This is a genomic window from Nitratireductor sp. J20-h4, from assembly GCF_056780505.1.
The window spans coordinates 515388-532100 of the sequence record NZ_CM165557.1; the positions used below are offsets into that span (position 1 = coordinate 515388).

14 protein-coding genes are annotated in these 16713 nt (G+C 66.4%); 5 read left to right on the top strand and 9 right to left on the bottom strand.

Going from position 1 to position 16713, the window contains the following annotated elements:
- Positions 1-45 precede the first annotated feature (45 nt).
- The 3 genes from ACT2B0_RS02505 to ACT2B0_RS02515 all read right to left on the bottom strand — a co-directional run bounded on the left by ACT2B0_RS02505 (position 46) and on the right by ACT2B0_RS02515 (position 4720).
- Complete coding sequence (locus tag ACT2B0_RS02505) at positions 46-954, bottom strand: cation diffusion facilitator family transporter (protein WP_473461085.1); 909 nt, start codon at positions 952-954, stop codon at positions 46-48.
- Between the two features lie 61 nt (positions 955-1015).
- Positions 1016-3205, bottom strand: coding sequence for an anthranilate synthase (locus tag ACT2B0_RS02510; protein ID WP_481658446.1), 2190 nt, complete (start codon positions 3203-3205; stop codon positions 1016-1018).
- 225 nt (positions 3206-3430) lie between these two features.
- On the bottom strand, positions 3431-4720 hold the full coding sequence (locus ACT2B0_RS02515; protein WP_473461091.1) for a DUF2254 domain-containing protein: 1290 nt from the start codon (positions 4718-4720) through the stop codon (positions 3431-3433).
- Between the two features lie 180 nt (positions 4721-4900).
- Between ACT2B0_RS02515 and ACT2B0_RS02520 the strand changes: the two genes are divergently transcribed.
- Together ACT2B0_RS02520 and ACT2B0_RS02525 are read left to right on the top strand one after the other, a co-directional pair.
- A complete protein-coding gene (locus tag ACT2B0_RS02520) occupies positions 4901-5980 on the top strand; it encodes an AbrB family transcriptional regulator (RefSeq protein ID WP_473461094.1) in 1080 nt (359 codons plus the stop codon).
- Between the two features lie 92 nt (positions 5981-6072).
- On the top strand, positions 6073-6327 hold the full coding sequence (locus ACT2B0_RS02525; protein WP_473461097.1) for a DUF6460 domain-containing protein: 255 nt from the start codon (positions 6073-6075) through the stop codon (positions 6325-6327).
- On the opposite strand, the gene ACT2B0_RS02530 is transcribed toward ACT2B0_RS02525, so the two are convergent.
- A complete protein-coding gene (locus ACT2B0_RS02530; RefSeq protein ID WP_473461100.1) occupies positions 6317-7246 on the bottom strand; it encodes a histone deacetylase family protein in 930 nt (309 codons plus the stop codon). The genes ACT2B0_RS02525 and ACT2B0_RS02530 overlap by 11 nt on opposite strands.
- A 148-nt stretch (positions 7247-7394) precedes the next feature.
- On the opposite strand from ACT2B0_RS02530, the gene ACT2B0_RS02535 reads away from it, so the two are divergent.
- Entirely contained in the window at positions 7395-8765 is a 1371-nt protein-coding gene (locus ACT2B0_RS02535) for an MATE family efflux transporter (RefSeq protein WP_473461102.1), read from the top strand.
- A 4-nt stretch (positions 8766-8769) separates the two neighbouring features.
- Here the strand turns inward: ACT2B0_RS02535 and ACT2B0_RS02540 are convergent, their stop codons facing one another.
- Together ACT2B0_RS02540 and ACT2B0_RS02545 are read right to left on the bottom strand one after the other, a co-directional pair.
- Positions 8770-9852 (bottom strand): quinone-dependent dihydroorotate dehydrogenase, encoded by a 1083-nt coding sequence (locus ACT2B0_RS02540; protein ID WP_473461105.1) that lies wholly within the window; start codon positions 9850-9852, stop codon positions 8770-8772.
- Positions 9849-10196, bottom strand: a complete 348-nt coding sequence (locus tag ACT2B0_RS02545; RefSeq protein ID WP_473461108.1) for a DUF952 domain-containing protein — start codon at positions 10194-10196, stop codon at positions 9849-9851. The genes ACT2B0_RS02540 and ACT2B0_RS02545 overlap by 4 nt, the downstream gene beginning before the upstream one ends.
- Before the next feature lie 131 nt (positions 10197-10327).
- Between ACT2B0_RS02545 and ACT2B0_RS02550 the strand changes: the two genes are divergently transcribed.
- Positions 10328-10759 (top strand): hypothetical protein, encoded by a 432-nt coding sequence (locus ACT2B0_RS02550; protein WP_473461110.1) that lies wholly within the window; start codon positions 10328-10330, stop codon positions 10757-10759.
- Positions 10760-10769: 10 nt separating this feature from the next.
- On the opposite strand, the gene ACT2B0_RS02555 is transcribed toward ACT2B0_RS02550, so the two are convergent.
- Together ACT2B0_RS02555 and ACT2B0_RS02560 are read right to left on the bottom strand one after the other, a co-directional pair.
- On the bottom strand, positions 10770-11636 hold the full coding sequence (locus ACT2B0_RS02555; RefSeq protein ID WP_473461113.1) for a thioesterase family protein: 867 nt from the start codon (positions 11634-11636) through the stop codon (positions 10770-10772).
- Positions 11637-11802: 166 nt separating this feature from the next.
- A complete protein-coding gene (locus ACT2B0_RS02560; RefSeq protein WP_473461116.1) occupies positions 11803-12222 on the bottom strand; it encodes a hypothetical protein in 420 nt (139 codons plus the stop codon).
- A gap of 246 nt (positions 12223-12468) precedes the next feature.
- On the opposite strand from ACT2B0_RS02560, the gene ACT2B0_RS02565 reads away from it, so the two are divergent.
- A complete protein-coding gene (locus ACT2B0_RS02565) occupies positions 12469-13131 on the top strand; it encodes a response regulator (RefSeq protein ID WP_473461119.1) in 663 nt (220 codons plus the stop codon).
- Positions 13132-13135: 4 nt separating this feature from the next.
- Here ACT2B0_RS02565 and ACT2B0_RS02570 read toward each other — a convergent pair whose 3' ends face one another.
- Positions 13136-16633, bottom strand: coding sequence for a hybrid sensor histidine kinase/response regulator (locus ACT2B0_RS02570; protein WP_473461122.1), 3498 nt, complete (start codon positions 16631-16633; stop codon positions 13136-13138).
- Positions 16634-16713: the final 80 nt, after the last annotated feature.

Below are 16713 nucleotides of genomic sequence, written 5' to 3' on the forward strand. Positions count from 1 at the left end.
TCCATGTCAAAAAAGGGTCGGACACGCGCCGGGCGTGATCGGCTCTCAGGCGAAAGGCACTGCGCTGGTGCCTTTGGGAAGCTTGGCTTCCTCGTCGGGCTCGACATGGATGATCACCCGCAAGGACGGAATCTTCGCTGCGAGCGCGGCCTCGATGCGATCGCAGATCGCGTGCGCGTTGCCGACCGTCATCGTGGCGTCGACGACGAGATGGAATTCCACGAAGGTGGCCCTGCCGGCGATCCGGGTCTTCAGGTCGTGCACCTCGAGCGCGCCGCCGGAATTGGCCGAGATGATGTCGCGCAGCTTCATCGTCAGTTCGGGGTCGGCGGCGACGTCCATCAGCCCCTGTACGGACTGTCCGATCACCTTCCAGCCCTGCCACAGAATGTTCATCGCCACGATCAGCGCCAGAAGCGGGTCGAGCGCGCGCCAGCCAGTGGCCATCGCCACAAGCAGACCGCCGATGACGCCGACCGAGGTGATGACGTCGGTCATCAAATGGCGGCCGTCGGCCTCGAGCGCCGGCGAGCGGTCGGTCGCGCCGACCCGCAGCAGCAGCGTCGCCCACACGACGTTGCCGACCGTGGCGAGCGCGTTGACCGCCAGGCCGGCGAAGGGTTCTTCGAGGCTGCGCGGCGTCTGCAGGGCCGCCCAGGCCTCCGAGATGATCAGGAAGCTCGCCAGAACGATCAGCACGCCCTCGAGCACGGCGGAAAAATACTCCGCCTTGTGATGCCCGTGCGGATGATCGGCGTCGGCGGGTTTCTGGCTCAGCCTGATCGCGTAATAGGCCGCGGCCGCCGCGATCACGTTGACGATCGATTCCAGCGCGTCGGAATAAAGCGCGACCGAACCGGTCATCCGCCAGGCGACGAATTTCAGCGCCATCACCGCGAAGGCGATGACGATCGACCAGAAGGCGAGACGCCGGATCTTGTGTTTCGCTGTCATCTGTTCGCGACGGGCCGCCCGTTTTCCCGCGAGACGGAAAAACGGGCGGACGCCCTGCTCCTCAAGCCGCCTTGTCCCGCGCCCGGCGCGGAAGATGCGCAACGACGTTTTCGATCATGCGCATGCCGGCATTGTGCCCCAGAGACATGATCAATTCGGGATGGAATTGCACGGCCGCCACCGGTTCCGTCTTGTGTTCGATCGCCATGACGGTGCCGTCTTCGGTTTCCGCCGTGATGGTGAAGCAATCGGGCAGGCGCACGGCGTCGGCGAAGATCGAGTGATAGCGTCCCACGGTGATGTCGTGCGGCAGGCCGGAAAACACGATTCCCGGGGACGCCACCCTGATGCGCGAGGGCTTGCCGTGCATGGGCACGTGCAACTGGCGCAATTCGCCGCCGAAGGCTTCCGCGATCGCCTGCAGCCCCAGGCAGACGCCGAACAGCGGCAGGCCGCGCCGCCGGACCATGTCGATCGTCGCCTTGCAATCGAAATCGACCGGCGAGCCGGGTCCGGGCGACAGCACCACCAGATCGGGCGCGACCCGGTCAATGACCGCTTCGGTGACGGGCGTCCTCACCGTCGTCACGGTTGCACCGGTCTGACGGAAATAGTTGGCGAGCGTGTGGACGAACGAATCCTCGTGGTCGACGAGCAGAATCTTGACCCCAGCCCCGACCCGCGCCGTCTCGCGCTCCGTGCCCGCGTCGTTGGCCTTGCCTGCGTCGCGGATCGCCGAAACCAGCGCGGACGCCTTGAGTTCGGTCTCGGCCTCCTCCTCCTCCGGCACCGAATCGTAAAGCAGCGTCGCGCCGGCGCGGATCTGGGCGATACCGTCCTTGATGCGCATGGTGCGCAGCGTCAGGCCGGTGTTCATGTCGCCGTTGAAATGCACCATGCCGACCGCGCCGCCATACCAGGCGCGCGGGCTTTTCTCATGCTGTTCGATGAAGCGCATCGCCCAGAGTTTCGGCGCGCCGGTGACGGTTACCGCCCAGGCGTGGCTCAAAAACGCGTCGAAGGCGTCCATGCCCTCGCGCAGCCGCCCCTCGATATGGTCGACCGTGTGGATGAGGCGCGAATACATCTCGATCTGTCGCCGCCCGATGACGCGCACCGAGCCGGGTTCGCAGACCCGGCTCTTGTCGTTGCGGTCGACGTCGGAGCACATCGTCAGCTCGGCCTCGTCCTTCTTCGAGTTGAGCAGCTTCAGGATCTGCTCGGAATCCGAGATGGCATCCTCGCCGCGCTTGATCGTGCCGGAGATCGGGCAGGTCTCGACGCGGCGGCCGGACACGCGCACGAACATCTCGGGCGACGCGCCGACCAGATATTCCTGCTCGCCAAGATTGATGAAGAAGGAATAGGGCGACGGGTTGATGGTCTTGAGCCGCCGCGAGATCGCCGACGGCGCGGTTTCGCAGCGTTCGTAGAACATCTGTCCCGGCACGACCTCGAACAGGTCGCCGCGCCGGAATTTCTCCACAGCCTTGCGCACCAGGCCGGCATATTCGCCCGGCTCGTGATCGCCGCGCGGCGGCGTTGTGTCGGCGAGACGGAATGGATCCTCCACGCGCGCGCGCTGCAGGCCCGCGGTTGAAAACCCGTCGCCGGAATAGTCGTACCGGTCGAGCCAGGCGCGGGCGGCATGGTGATCGACCACCAGCACCTCGTCGGGCAGATAAAGCACCAGGTCGCGCTGGCTTTCGGCCCGTTCGAGCCGCAGATCGACCGGATCGAACTGGAAGGCGAGATCGTAGCCAAAGGCGCCGAACAGCCCGAGGTCGGGATCGTGCTCGCTGCGGAAAAGCGCGACGACCGCCCGCAGGACGGTGAAGACGGAGGGCGCGCGCGAACGCTCTTCTTCCGACAGGACGGCGGCCGGCGGATTGACGGTGAACGTCGCCTTTTTCGCATCGCGCGGGCCGGCCGTGACCTCGTCGAGCGCATCGATTGCCGCCAGGATGGCCGGCATCACGGCTTCGCCGCGCGCGTTGAAGGCCTCGATCGTCATGGCCCGGCCGCGGGCGGTGATGGCGAGCGGCGGGTCGATTGTGGCGGTATCCCAGCGCGTGTAGCGCCCCGGATATTCGTAGTTGGAGGAGAACACGCAGCCGCGGCGGCTGTCGAGCCCGTCGAGATAGGGCTCGATCGCGTCTTGATAGGCGGATTCGATCCGCTTGCGCGTGACCGTCAGCCCGCCTTCGGTGCGGTATCGTTCGGTTCCGTCTTCCAGGACTTCCATCGTCATCTTCAATCCCTCCGAATTGGCGGAAGACCGGACACCGCATGAAAAAGGCCGCCCGGAACTCCCGCAGCGGCCATCATCCTTTTCGAACGCAAGCACGATCGGGCCGCTGTCAGCAGCCCCACCACCATGCCTGTGCGATCATTCTTGCGCTCATGGCGTCTCCATAACGGGCAAGGGGGCCGGACGCAACCGATTTTGGCGCGCGCGACACAAACACGCCCGCCGTCAGGCGCTTACCGGCGCGCGACCGGGGCGCCTGGCGACGGCGTCGACGCCGACCAGTTGCGCCGCCGCCTGGACGCGGTCGAAATCGGGACGGAAGGTCAGGCTGGCTTCGGCACGCTGCAGGGCCAGGCGGGAGCGCTGCATCGCCACTTCGCGAAAGCGCCCGTCGCCGGCGCGCGCCAGCGCGGCCAGCGCCTTGTGCAGGCGGATCTGGACCTCGGCCAATCCTGCGCCATCGCGCTCGATCGGCACGAAAATATCGTCGATGAGATCGACCACATCGATCTCGGGCACCAGCACGCACGGAAAGGCGGGCTCTCCGGCCTGGCCCTCCTGCGCCCATGCCGCAAGCACGCGCACCGCCCGGCCGAGCACGTCGATCGCCGTGCCGGGATCGTTGATTCCCGGCGACAGCGCGCGCGAGGCGATCTCTGCCAGCACCGCCAGGCCGAAGCGCGGATCCTGGTCATAGGAGCGCTCGTCGGCGATCGTGAAGGCGGCGCGGACAGCGTTTGCATGATCCGCGTCGCCTCCGAACCGTGCAAGGGGCCGGCCCGGATCGACGAAGCTGCCGGGTACGGCGTCGACGACGATCTCGGTTCCGGCCTGTTCCGCCACTTTCGACAGCGCGCGCATGTCGACATGCTGGACATAGCCGATCCGGTCGCAAAATACCGACCGGCCGCCGGGCCGGAGACGGGCCTCGGCGGGAGAGATCGGCCGTCCGCCGAGGCAGGGGCGCTCGACATGGCCGCGAATCGCCTGCGCCGTCGCGGTTTCGACCTGCTGGGTCGTTTCGCTGACGCGGCCGAGCCGTAGAAGATAGTCGATCCAGCGCAGAAGCGTGACCACGATCAGCAGGACGACGAAGATCGTCACCGCGAACAGCAGCACGCGTCCGCGCTCGCCATAGGCATCCATGGCGAGCGTGATGATCGCCACCAGGCTGAACAGGAAAGACCCGACGAAGGTGCCGAGCACGTTCTGGGTCGTGGTGTCCTCCATCAGCAGCCGGGTTGCGCGCGGCGTGACGTTGCCGGTCGCGGCCGCATAGGCCGCCACCATCGTGCTCAGCGAGAAGGTGGTGACGGCGAGCATGCTCGAGGCGATGATGTTGAGAATGTTTTCGACCGCGCCGGCGCCGATCCGCGCCGAGAGCCCTTGCGGCAGATAGGGCGATACGACCAGCGAAAGCAGCGCGGCCGCCACCGCCAAGAGCGAGATCAGCGTGGCGCGAAACCACAGGCGTCGCGCCACCTGCAGGAACAGCCATCCCCATCGCGACACCATTCGCCATCTCCCCGGGTTGAACATGTCGCGTCCTTTATGGCTGCGGCCATGGCCGCGCGCAACGACCATGCGTTGCGGTGGACCGTGACGCCGATCTTGAGCGAATGCCGATCGGGGGATTGGCATGGCCGCCGCAAGCCGACATAACGGACCCGATTGTCAGGCGAACGCTTTTCATCCATGTCCGATCCAAGACTGTCGGCCCGCTTCGAAAACCTGCCGGCGCCATGGCAATGGTGCCTGCTCCTGGTCATGTCCGCGGTTCTGGCGGGCGGGCTGGAGCTTGTCGGCATGCCGGCCGCGCTGCTGATCGGCCCGATGGTGATCGCCGTGCTGTGCGGCGTTTACGGCGCGTCGATACGCGTATCCGAACCGGCCTATCTCGCCGCGCAGGGCGTTGTCGGCTGCCTGGTGGCGATGGCGATCGCCCCGCAGGTCGTTGCCGGGTTTCTGGAACGCTGGCCGCTGTTTTTGGGCGTTGTACTGGCCACGCTGATCGCCTCCGGTCTGCTGGGCGCCATGGTCGGTCGCTGGGGCGCGCTGCCGGGCACGACAGCGGTCTGGGGCTCCGCGCCGGGCGCGTCCTCGGCAATGGTGGTCATGGCCGACGCGTTTGGCGCCGATGCGCGGCTGGTCGCCTTCATGCAATATCTGCGCGTCATCTTCGTCTCGCTGTCGGCTGCCCTGTTCGCCCGCATCTTCGTCGATACGTCCGGTGTCGCGCCGCCGCCGATCGACTGGTTTCCGCCGCTGCGCCTGCCGGACTTTCCCGCCACGGTCGCAATTGCGCTGGTCGGGGCATTCGGCGGCAGGGCGCTGCGCTTTCCCGGCGGCGCGCTGCTGGCGCCCATCCTGCTCGGCGCCGGCTACCAGCTTTCGGGTCTCGGCACCCTGCAATTGCCGGAATGGCTGCTGGCGGCGAGCTATGCGGTGATCGGCTGGACGATCGGGCTCAAATTCACCCGCCCGATTCTGGCGCACGCCGGCAGGGCGCTGCCCCAGATCGTGCTCGCCATCCTGCTGCTGATCGCATTTTGCGCTGGGCTGGGTGTCGCCATGGCGCCGGTCTTCGGCGTCGACGGTTTGACCGCCTTCCTGGCCACCAGCCCCGGCGGCATGGATTCGGTCGCCATCATCGCGGCCGCCTCGCGCAGCGTCGACCTGTCCTTCGTCATGACCCTGCAGATGGCGCGCTTCGTCATCGTGCTGGTCTTCGGCCCGCCGGTGGCGCGGCTGATCGCGGGCCGAATGAAAAGCTGAACGGGCATTGCGGCCTTGATGCCGGGACGGCCAGGCTCTATGTCGCGCTGACGGAAACCGTAGCGCACGAGGGCAAGCCAGTGGCAGGACGTATGACCCGGATTCTCGGCGACAGCCCCGTTCGCCTGGTGCTCAAGCTCGTCGTCGTCTCCTTCCTCGTCGGCATGGTCATGGACGCGTTCGGCTGGTCGGCGCTGGCGGTGTGGATGGAAGTGCGCGACGTCGTTCTGGACATCTGGCACATGGGCTTTTCAGCCCTCGGTCGTTTCGCCGACTATATCGTGCTCGGCGCGGCCGTCGTCGTGCCGGCTTTCATCATCCTGCGGCTGCTCAGCGTCAGGCGGTGATTTCGGGCGCCTCGGCGCCTGCGAGTTCGGCCGCGACCTCGAACAGGATCGCATGGCGTTCTGCGAGCGCCGGCACGTCGGTCGAATAACCACCGCCGATGACGCCGCATAACGGTACGCCCTGGCTGTGGAAATGGCCGATCACCGCCCGGTCGCGGCGGCGCAGCCCGTCCTCGCTCAGGGCGAGCTTGCCGAGCCGGTCGTCGGCATGCGGGTCGACACCGGCATTGTAAAACACCAGGTCGGGCCGGCCGTAGTCGCACAACAAAGGCAGGATCGCGGCCAGGCGAGCGAGATAGGCCGCGTCGCCCGTGCCGTCCGGCAGGGCGATGTCGAGGTCCGAGGCGCGTTTGCGCGCCGGATAGTTTTTCGCCGCATGCATGGAAAAGGTGAACACGCGCGGTTCGTCGGCGAAGATATCGGCGGTGCCGTCGCCCTGATGCACGTCGAGATCGATCACCAGCGCGCGCCGGATGGCGCCTTCCCCAAGCAGCGCGAGGGCAGCCACGCCGACATCGTTGAAGGTGCAGAAACCGGCGCCCTGGGCGTGGCGCGCATGATGCGAGCCACCGGCGGTGTTGCAGGCGATGCCCTCGGCAAGCGCCAGCCGCGCTGCCAGCAGCGTGCCCGAGGCGGCCAGATGCGCCCGTCGCGACACTTTGGCGCTGACCGGAAAGCCGATCTCGCGCTCGATCGCCGCCGGTACCGTGCAGCTCAGCACCTGTTCGACATAGGCTGGATCGTGCGCTTGCGCCAGGATTTCGGCGCCGACCGGTTCGGGTACATATACGCTGGCGGCCGGGGCGAGGCCGCGCCGGCGCAGCGCCTCCATCAGGTAACGATATTTGCCCATCGGAAAACGATGGTGCGCGGGAAACGCGGCGTCGTAGTCGGGGTGGTGAACGATCGAAAGCGCCATCGGCAAGAACTAGGGCCGCCGGACCGCCAAGAAAAGCCCGGGCCTGGCACTATTGTGTTGTTGCCGTCACCCGAATAGTAAGCGCCACGTCCGCGCGGGCGGTGTTTCCGGTCGTGGCCGGCGCAGTTGGAAAACGGGACCGGCATTGATGGACGCCAAACCGGAGGTCGCGAACGAGCCTGCCGCGCTCAAAGGTAACCAGAGCGCTTTCGTCGTCACCCATCGGCTGATCCTGTCGATCGCCGTGCCGATGACGCTTGCCTATCTGACGACCCCGCTGCTCGGTCTGACCGACACGGCGGTGGTCGGCCAGTTCGGCGATCCGGCCCTGCTCGGCGGTCTTGCCGCCGGCGCGATCGTCTTCGACCTGGTCTTCGCCAGCTTCAACTTCCTGCGTTCGGGCACCACCGGCCTGGTCGCGCAGGCCTATGGGCGCGGCGACGCGCGCGCCGAACAGGCCTGGTTCTGGCGCGCCTATGCCGTGTCGCTGGTCTCTGGCGGGCTGCTGTTGGCGGCCGCGCCGCTGATCGCCTTTCTCGGCGCCTGGTTCATCGACGGCGAGGCCGCCGTCACCGAGGCCTTGCGCACCTATGTGCTGATCCGGCTGCTGTCGGCGCCGATGGCGCTCGCCAATTACGCCATTCTCGGCTACGTGCTCGGCCGTGGCGAGGGCCTGCGCGGCCTTGTCCTCCAGATCGTGCTCAATGGCTGCAACATCGCACTGTCGGTCTGGTTCGGCCTCGGCCTCGGCTGGGGCATCGAAGGCGTGGCCTGGGGCACGGTGTGCGGCGAGGCGATCGCCTTTTTAGTCGGCACGACGATGGTTGTGCGCCGCTTCGCGCGGCTGCCGCGGCCACGCCGCTCGGAACTGCTCGACGCGACGGCATTGCGCGAAATGTTCGCCGTCAACCGCGACATCATGATCCGCTCCTTCGTGCTTCTGTCGGCGTTTGCGCTGTTTGCCCGCCAGGGCGCGCAACTGGGCACGCTCACATTGGCCGTCAACGCCGTTCTGCTCAATTTCTTCCTCGTCGCCGGCTATTTTCTGGACGGGTTCGCCACTGCCGCAGAGCAACTGGCCGGCCGTGCCGTCGGCGCGCGCCAGCGTCAGTCGTTCGTCGACGCGGTGCGGCTGTCCTCGCTGTGGGGTTTCGTCATGGCCGGGCTGGCGGCGCTGGCGATGCTGGGATTCGGCAACGGGATCGTGGCGATCATGACCACGGCGCAGGAGGTGCGCGCCGGCGCCGCGGCCTATCTGCCCTGGGCCGCCTTCACCGCTGCCTCGGGCGTGCTCGCCTTTCAGATGGACGGGGTCTATATCGGCGCGACCTGGTCGCGCGATATGCGCAACATGATGCTGTTGTCGTTCGCCCTGTTCGTCGTCGCGTTGATCGCGCTGCCGCAGTGGTGGGGCAATCACGGGCTTTGGGCCGCGCTGCATGTCTTCCTGATCGCGCGCGGGCTGAGCCTGACCGCCGTTCTGCCCGGCCGCATTCGGCGAACCTTCGCCACGCCATAAGGGGTCAGTCGATCGGCGCGGCCAGCCATTTTGCGATATGGCTGTCGCGAAGTTCGGCCAGCGAGCGCAGGCCTTCCTTTTCGGCATGGCGTGCGAGCCCGGCCACGATCGTACCGGCCAGCGACGGGCCGGCATAGATCATCCCGGTATAAAGCTGGACCAGATCGGCCCCGGCGCGAATTTTCTCCAGCGCCGCCTCGGTTCCGTCGACCCCGCCTGCGCCGATCAGGGCGAGCTTGGGACCGAGCCGCTCGCGCATGCGGGCAAGCACGGCCGTGGAACGGGAAAAAAGCGGCTTGCCCGAAAGCCCGCCGGCTTCCGTGCGCCTGGCCGAGCGCACCCCCTGGCGGGAGAGCGTGGTGTTGGAGACGATGACGCCGTCTATCCCCTGGGCCGTGACTTCCAGGGCGATGTCGTCGAGATCGCTTTCGCCGAGATCGGGCGCGATCTTGAGAAAGATCGGGATCGCCGGCGCCGGTGAGGAGGCCCGCGCTTCGCCGACCCGCTGCAACAGTGTTTTCAGTTCGCCACGACCCTGCAGATTGCGCAGGCCGGGCGTATTGGGCGAGGAGATGTTGACGGTCAGATAGGAGGCGAGCCCGGCGAACCGGGTCACGCCGGCCGCATAGTCGCCGATCCGGTCTTCGGCATCCTTGTTGGCGCCGATATTGACGCCGACGATGCCGGGCTTTCGCGCGCGCGCGGCCAGCCGGGCCGCGGCGGCGGCATGTCCCTGATTGTTGAAGCCGAGCCGGTTGATCACCGCCGCGTCCTCAAGCAGCCTGAAGATGCGTGGCCTGGCGTTGCCGGCCTGCGGCAGCGGCGTCACCGTGCCGACCTCGGCAAAGCCGAAACCGAGCCGGAGCAGCGCGTCGGGCACTTCGGCGTTCTTGTCGAAGCCTGCCGCCATGCCGAGCGGATTGGAAAGGGCCAGCCCCGCCACGGTGGTCGCAAGCCGCGGATCGGCTTTCGACCGCCGCGCCAGCGGCAGGCCGGACTTGAGCGCCGCGATCGACAGGCCGTGGGCCGTTTCCGGGTCGAGGCCGAACAGCGCCCGCTGTCCCAGCCTGTCGACAAGAGATTTCACGGTTCGAGAACCGGAAAAACATGCTGTCCGTCGGGACCGAGCAGAAGCGGTTTCACCCAAAGCGCGTCGGCAGGATCGAGCGGCGCGTAGAGATGGGGAAACAGCGCCCCGCCGCGCGAGACCTCGTATTTCAGGGCCTCGCCGAGCCCGGCCGCCTCGACGGCGATCAGGAGAAGGTCGTCCATGCCGGCGAAATGCTTGGCCGCGGTCTCGCGCGCCTGTTCGGCGGTCGAAAAATGTATGTAGCCGTCGGCGAGGTCGATCGGCGCGCCCTCAAAGACGCCGCGCGCCTCGGATTCTCGCCAGAGCGTTCGGGGGCAAATCTTGTAAATGACGGTGCTCATGCACGCCGTATAGAATCGCCGGGCGTCCGGCGGAAGCGGCTGGCGGCAATTTATTGCGCCGCTGTGGACAGGCAACGCAATTCCGGCGCATTGCCGTGCTGGGATCGACCCGCAACGACACGGAGAGCGAGATGCGAACCATTTTCTTGGCGGCGGCGAGCCTCGGCGCGATCGTGGCTGCCGGCGGTGCGGCGTCGGCGCAGGACGGCGAGCGCTTCTGGGTCGAGAAATCGCAAGACGGCTACGTGCGCATGGATCGCCAGACCGGAGAGATGTCGATTTGCGCGCAACAGGATGGCCGGCTCGTGTGCCGGCTGGCCGCCGACGATCGGCGCGCATTGCAGGACGAAATCGCGCGGCTGCAGGACGAGGTCGCGGCGATCGAGGAACGGCTTGCCGCGCTCGAGGACCGGCCGCGTGATGACGGGCTGCCGAGCGAGGACGAATTCGAAAAGACCATGGGTTACATGGAGCGGTTTTTCCGCCGCTTCATGGGCATCGTCAAGGAGTTCGAGCGCGATCTCGGCGGCGAGCCGGACGACGGCGCCGCCCAGAAGACTTGACGCCCTGGTTTCAACCTGCGTCCGTGGCGCCCGCGCCGAGCGTCGCGGGAAGGGCCACCGTCTTGCGTGTCGCGAGATCGAGGACAACCGCCACCACCTCGCCGGTCACCAGCGGCGCGCCGTCTGAAAGCCGTTTCATTTCGTGCCGCAACCGGAAGGTTTTGCCCGAAAACGCTGCGGGGTGCGCATAAAGCACCAACCCGTCGCCCGCGCGCGCGTTCTGGTGATGGGTAATCTTCATTTCCAGTGCGACACGGCCGTAATTGTTGTGGCGTAGCCACTGGACGGTGACGCCGCCTTGCTCCCACACATGCGGCGCGGCGTCGGTGAAGCGGGCGACATAAGACTGTTCAGCAAGCCGGCCGGCGGCGTCGCATTCGCCGGGCAGCGCGATCGAGCGGTTGGCGATCAACCCGTTTGCGGCGATCACGGCTTCGCCCGGCATGGCCACAGCCGGCTCGGGGCCCACGCCGCGCGGCAGCGCGCGCGCCACCGTCGCGGCCGGGACGGCGCGGGGTCCCTCGGCCACGCAGGGCGTGTCGAGCGCGGTTGCCGCCAGCGCGCCGGTCTCCAGATTTTCGAGCAGATGCACCGCATATCCGCGAAATGCTCCGTCGGCGACCGTCCCGCTGCGGATACGGGTGACGGCGCCGACATGGAGCTCGGCGTGAAAGCGCACATGGCGCACATGCGGCAAGGCGCCGTCGAGCGCACCGCCGTGCGCGGCGGCAAAGAACCGGGCCGCCTCGTCGAAGCGCTTGAAATAGAACTGCACGTTGAGATGGGCGTTCTCGTCGCATTCCCACGTGTTGACGAAGGCGCGATGTGTTTCGGCAAGCGCGGCCGGCGCCGCGGCGATATTGGCTGTCGTGTCCACGAATCCTCCCTCGGTCGCTGGCGGGGCTGTCCCTTAGTGCGGTTCGGCCCGGACGGTTTCCCGAGTAGCGCATGTTTCAGCTTCTGTCTGCCGGGATTTGCCATCCCGTTGACGAACGCGGGCGCCGGCGGCCGCTCGGCACGAGCAGCCCGGCGATAGATGCGCGCTACGGGGCGACCCGGCCTGCGAAGGGCGTTTCCGGTGCGAACGGGCGCGTGTCGAAACCCAGCGCGACCAATCCCACCGAAACCGCGAAGAACCCGCAGGCGACAAGAAAACTGGCGCGGGCGAAACGGCCGTAGACCTCGCGCAGGATTTTCAGGAAGGCCAGCCTGGCCTGAGGATTACGCGGCCGGAACTGCTCGGCGAGATTGAGCCAGACCTCGGTTCGATTGGGGTTTTGCGAGGGGGCGGCCGCGGCCTTGAAGGTCAGGATGCCGGCCATGACCATGGTGGTAATCGCTCCGGAGCGGAAGGCAAGCGCCGGATTGAAGGAAAACGACAGCATAATGAGCGCGATCGCGATCGCGCCGAACATGACGGCGCGGCCGATGCAAACCATGGCGACCTGACGAATCGGCTCCATCTGCGTGGTCCGCAATTCCGAGACGATCCCGACAATGCAGGATTTCGCGCAGTTGGTACAAATCACAATCGGGCGACGGGCAACGGCAAACCATTGCGCCGCTTGTCTTTCGGCCCGCCCGGCAAGGCCTGTGGCCCACCCTTCGGTCTCCGGATTGGTCGCACGGCTTGAAATGCCGTGTCATCCTCGCATAATCGGCGTGTCATCCGTTCGAACAAGGAAACGGAGACAGGGAGGGCCGGGCGGTTGTCTTCAGCCTATACGTTCATTGTCGCGGACGACCATCCGCTGTTTCGTGGCGCGCTGAAACAGGCGCTCATGTCGATGGACCGGGACATCACCATCCTCGAAGCGGGCACTTTTTCGGAAACCAAGGCGGCCGTATCCGGGCACGACGATATCGACCTGCTGCTGCTCGACCTGACCATGCCGGGGGCGAGCGGCCTGTCCGGCCTGGTTGCGCTCCGGGCCATCAACTCGGTCGTCCCCGTCGTGGTCGTGTCGGCGCGTGACGACACCGACACGATCCGTCGGGCCCTCGAACTCGGCGCATCCGGCTTCATCTCCAAATCCGCCAGCATGGACGAGATACGCAAGGCGGTGACGACGGTGCTCGAGGGCGGCGTTTCGGCTCCGAGCGAGGAGGAGCTGGGGCCTGAATCGGATCCCGAAATCTTCGACCTGATCCGGCGCCTGCAATCGTTGACCCCGCAGCAGGCGCGCGTGCTCAACATGCTGGCCGACGGGCTCCTCAACAAGCAGATCGCCTATGAGCTCGGCGTGTCGGAGGCGACGATCAAGGCCCATGTGTCAGCCGTGCTGCAAAAGCTCGATGTCGACAGCCGCACGCAGGCTGTCATCCAGCTCGCACGGATCGGGGCGGACGCCCTGCTCGCGCCGGAGAACTAGGGACCTATTCGGCCGCGGGGCTGATCCGCTGCCAGCGGGCCAGCAGGCTGCGCAATTGCGCCGGCTTGATCGGCTTGTTGAGCACGGGCACGTCGACCTCGGTTGCCTGGTCGCGGACGTCGGCGGAGCGATCCGCAGTCAGCAATATGGCCGGGATCGTCTCCTTGTGCAGCTTGCGCAGCGCCTTGACGACGGCGATACCGTCATCATTGTCGAGGTGGTAGTCGGCCAGGATAACGTCGGGCGCGCCGCGCTCGGCGCTGCCGGAGCCGCGATAGGCGGCCAGCCCGGTTGCCGTCGTCACGTCGCACCCCCAGCCTTCGAGCAGCAGGCGCATGCCGTCCAGGATGCGGGTTTCGTTGTCGATGCACAACACGCGCAGCCCGGCCAGCGAATAGCCCGTGCGCGGCTCGCCGGTTTGCAGCGTCGACACCGGCGCCGCCACGGCCGATGCCACCGGCAGGATCACGGAGAAGACCGTGCCGCGGCCATGATGCGAGCCGATTCTGATTTCCAGCCGAAGCACGCGCGCGATACGGTCGACGATCGAAAGACCAAGCCCCAGGCCCTGCGCTTCGCGCGCGCCGGCGTCGAGGCGGTGGAATTCCCGGAAAACGGTGTTGAGTTGATCGGCTGGGATGCCGATACCCGAATCGAGCACCTGGATCTCGACCAGCCCGCCGCGCCGCCGCGCGCCGACCAGCACGGTGCCGCTGCGTGTGTATTTGATCGCGTTGGATACCAGGTTCTGCAGCAGGCGACGCATGAGATTGCGATCGGTGGCTACGGTCAGCGAGGATGGCACGATGCGCAGATCCAGGCCTTTTTCCCGGGCAAGCGGCAGAAAATCGGTGCCGATCTGGCGCATCAGCCCGTCGAGCCGGAAGGCGCTGACCGCCGGTTTCATGGCGCCGGCATCGAGACGGGAGATGTCGAGCACCGCGCCGAGGATGAACTCGACCGATTCCAGCGAGGATTCGATCGCTGTCGCCGCGGTCGATACCGGCTCCTCATTGGCCCGCTCGAGCAGCGAGGAGCAATAAAGCCGCGCCGCGTTCAGCGGTTGCAGGATGTCGTGGCCGGCGGCGGCCAGAAACCGCGTCTTGCCGAGATTGGCCTCCTCGGCCAGCATCTGCGCCTGGGCGAGTTCCTCGTTGACCCGCATCAGTTCGCCCGTGCGGTCGGCGACCCTCTGCTCCAGCGTCTCGTTGGCGGCCTTGAGCGCCAGGTCGGCGCGCACACGCTGGGTGATGTCTGCATAGGTGGCGACGATCCCGCCATCCGGCATTGGGTTCGACCGCACTTCGATGATGCGGCCGCTGGTCAGAAGCTCGATCTGCCAGGGTTTGCCGAAACGCGTCAATCGGTCGATCGTGGTCGCCTCCGCGCCATCGGCGATATCACCGCGACTGGCGAGCGCGTCGATCACCTGGCCGAGCGATACACCCACGCGACCAAGCTCGTCGGGCAGGTCGAACAGGGTTCGGAATTGCCGGTTCCAGCAGATCAGCCGGAAATCGCGGTCAAAGACCGTGATCCCCTCCTCCATCTGGTCGAGCGCGATCTGCAGCAGGTCGCGATTGTGCTGCAGCGCTTCGGAGGCGTCGTCCAGCAGGCGGTAGGCGTCCTTGGCCGAGGGGTCGTTGCGCTGGAAAAGCAGCGACAGGACCAGCCGCGCCGACGACGATCCGACGGCGCTGGCCAGCAATTGCTCGGAATAGCGGATCAGCGCCATGTCGGCCTGTTCGTTGCCTGAAATCCGCCGGCCCTCCGAGCGGGCGAAGCTCTCGAAGGAGCGTTCGGTGCGCTCGACGCCGAGATAACGCGAAATCGTGTCCTTCAGGTCGTTGACCGTGACCGCCGTGCGAAAGCGGCGCAGGCTGGGCATCGGACTGACATCGCGCGGCACGAAGATCGAGGCCTGGATACGCTCCAGCGGCACGGCCTGCCGCGACAGCGAGCCGAACACGAAACCGATCGTGTTGAGCAGCAGGCTCCAGAACGTGCCGTGATTGAGCGGCTCCGCCTCCACGCCGAACAGCGCCTGCGGGCGCAACGCCTCCAGACCGAACAGCCCGTTGACGATGATGGCGGTGTCGGGCGGCGCGATCGACGGCAACAAGAGTGTGTAAAACCAGGTCACTATGCCGGCCGTCATGCCGATCAGGGCGCCGCGCGCATTGGCGCCGCGCCAGAACAACCCGCCGAAGAAGGATGGGGCGAACTGGGCGATGGCGGCGAACGACATCAGCCCGATCGAGGCCAGGCGCGTGTTGTAGGTCGATTCCCGGTAATAGAGAAACGCCACGAACAGGATGCAGAAGATCGCCGCGCGCCGGACGTTGAGGATGACGGTCGTCCAGTCCTCGTGCTCGCGCCGTCCATGCGTCAGAAGCCGGCGGAACATCAGGGGAATGACGAGATCGTTGGAGATCATGATCGACAAGGCCACACTCGCCACGATGACCATGGCCGTGGCTGCCGACAACCCGCCGATAAAGGCGACCATCGCCAGCAAATTTTGGCCGCTCATCAGCGGTACGGACAGCACGTAGAGGTCCGCGCTCGTCTGTTCGCCGACGACGGCCAGCCCCGCAAACGCGATCGGCAGCACGAACAGGTTGATCGCGACAAGATAGGCGGGAAACACCCAGCTCGCCCGGCGCAGTTCGGTCTCGCTGCGGTTTTCCACGATCATCACGTAGAACTGGCGCGGCAGCATGATGATGGCAAACGCGCTCAGCCCCGTCAGTACGAACCAGGTGGCAAGCGAGGTCGGATAGGCCAGCGCCGCGTGGACCCCGGCATCGGAGGCGGCCGTTGCGATCAGCCCGCCGGCGCCGCCGAACAAGACGAACGTCACCATGACGCCGAGCGCCAGGAAGGCGGCAAGCTTGACCACCGATTCGACCGCGACCGCCAGCACCAGCCCGTCTTGGTGTTCGGTCGCGTCGGAATGGCGTGTGCCGAACAGGACCGCAAACAGCGCCAGAAGCAGCGCGACCAGCAGCGAGATGTCGCCGAGAAACAGGTCGATGGACGGCGGCGCGCCGTTATAGTGTTCGACCATCAGGCTGACGGAGCCCGAGATGGCCTTCAACTGCAGGGCTATATAGGGAACCGCCCCGACGGTGGCGATGATCGTGGCGAGCGCGGCAACCGCGAAACTTTTGCCGTAGCGCGCCGACAGGAAGTCGGCGATCGAGGTGATCTTTTCGGCCTTCGACAGGCGGATGATCCTCCGTAGCAGCGGAAATGCGAACAGGAACACCAGCGTCGGGCCGATATAGATGGCGATGAACTCGAACCCGCGCTCGCTCGCCAGACCGACCGAGCCGAAAAAGGTCCACGAGGTGCAATAGATCGCCAGGCTGAGCGCATAGATGATCGGGCGCGAGCGCATCGGGTCGCGATTGGCGGCGCGCCGGTCGCCGATGCTGGCAATCGCAAACAGCAAGGTGACATAGGCTATGGCGATGATGACGACGACCCAACCGCTCAACGACGTTCCACCTCCCGTCCCCGTCGTGCGACCATGTTCGGCAGCGTTTCACCGCGGCGGCGAAATTGCAATTGATGCTT

Coding starts and splice junctions, on each gene's coding strand:
- ACT2B0_RS02505 (WP_473461085.1), bottom strand. CDS start 954: ATGACAGCGAAACACAAGATCCGGCGTCTCGCCTTCTGGTCGATCGTC.
- ACT2B0_RS02510 (WP_481658446.1), bottom strand. CDS start 3,205: ATGACGATGGAAGTCCTGGAAGACGGAACCGAACGATACCGCACCGAA.
- ACT2B0_RS02515 (WP_473461091.1), bottom strand. CDS start 4,720: ATGGTGTCGCGATGGGGATGGCTGTTCCTGCAGGTGGCGCGACGCCTG.
- ACT2B0_RS02520 (WP_473461094.1), top strand. CDS start 4,901: ATGTCCGATCCAAGACTGTCGGCCCGCTTCGAAAACCTGCCGGCGCCA.
- ACT2B0_RS02525 (WP_473461097.1), top strand. CDS start 6,073: ATGACCCGGATTCTCGGCGACAGCCCCGTTCGCCTGGTGCTCAAGCTC.
- ACT2B0_RS02530 (WP_473461100.1), bottom strand. CDS start 7,246: ATGGCGCTTTCGATCGTTCACCACCCCGACTACGACGCCGCGTTTCCC.
- ACT2B0_RS02535 (WP_473461102.1), top strand. CDS start 7,395: ATGGACGCCAAACCGGAGGTCGCGAACGAGCCTGCCGCGCTCAAAGGT.
- ACT2B0_RS02545 (WP_473461108.1), bottom strand. CDS start 10,196: ATGAGCACCGTCATTTACAAGATTTGCCCCCGAACGCTCTGGCGAGAA.
- ACT2B0_RS02550 (WP_473461110.1), top strand. CDS start 10,328: ATGCGAACCATTTTCTTGGCGGCGGCGAGCCTCGGCGCGATCGTGGCT.
- ACT2B0_RS02560 (WP_473461116.1), bottom strand. CDS start 12,222: ATGGAGCCGATTCGTCAGGTCGCCATGGTTTGCATCGGCCGCGCCGTC.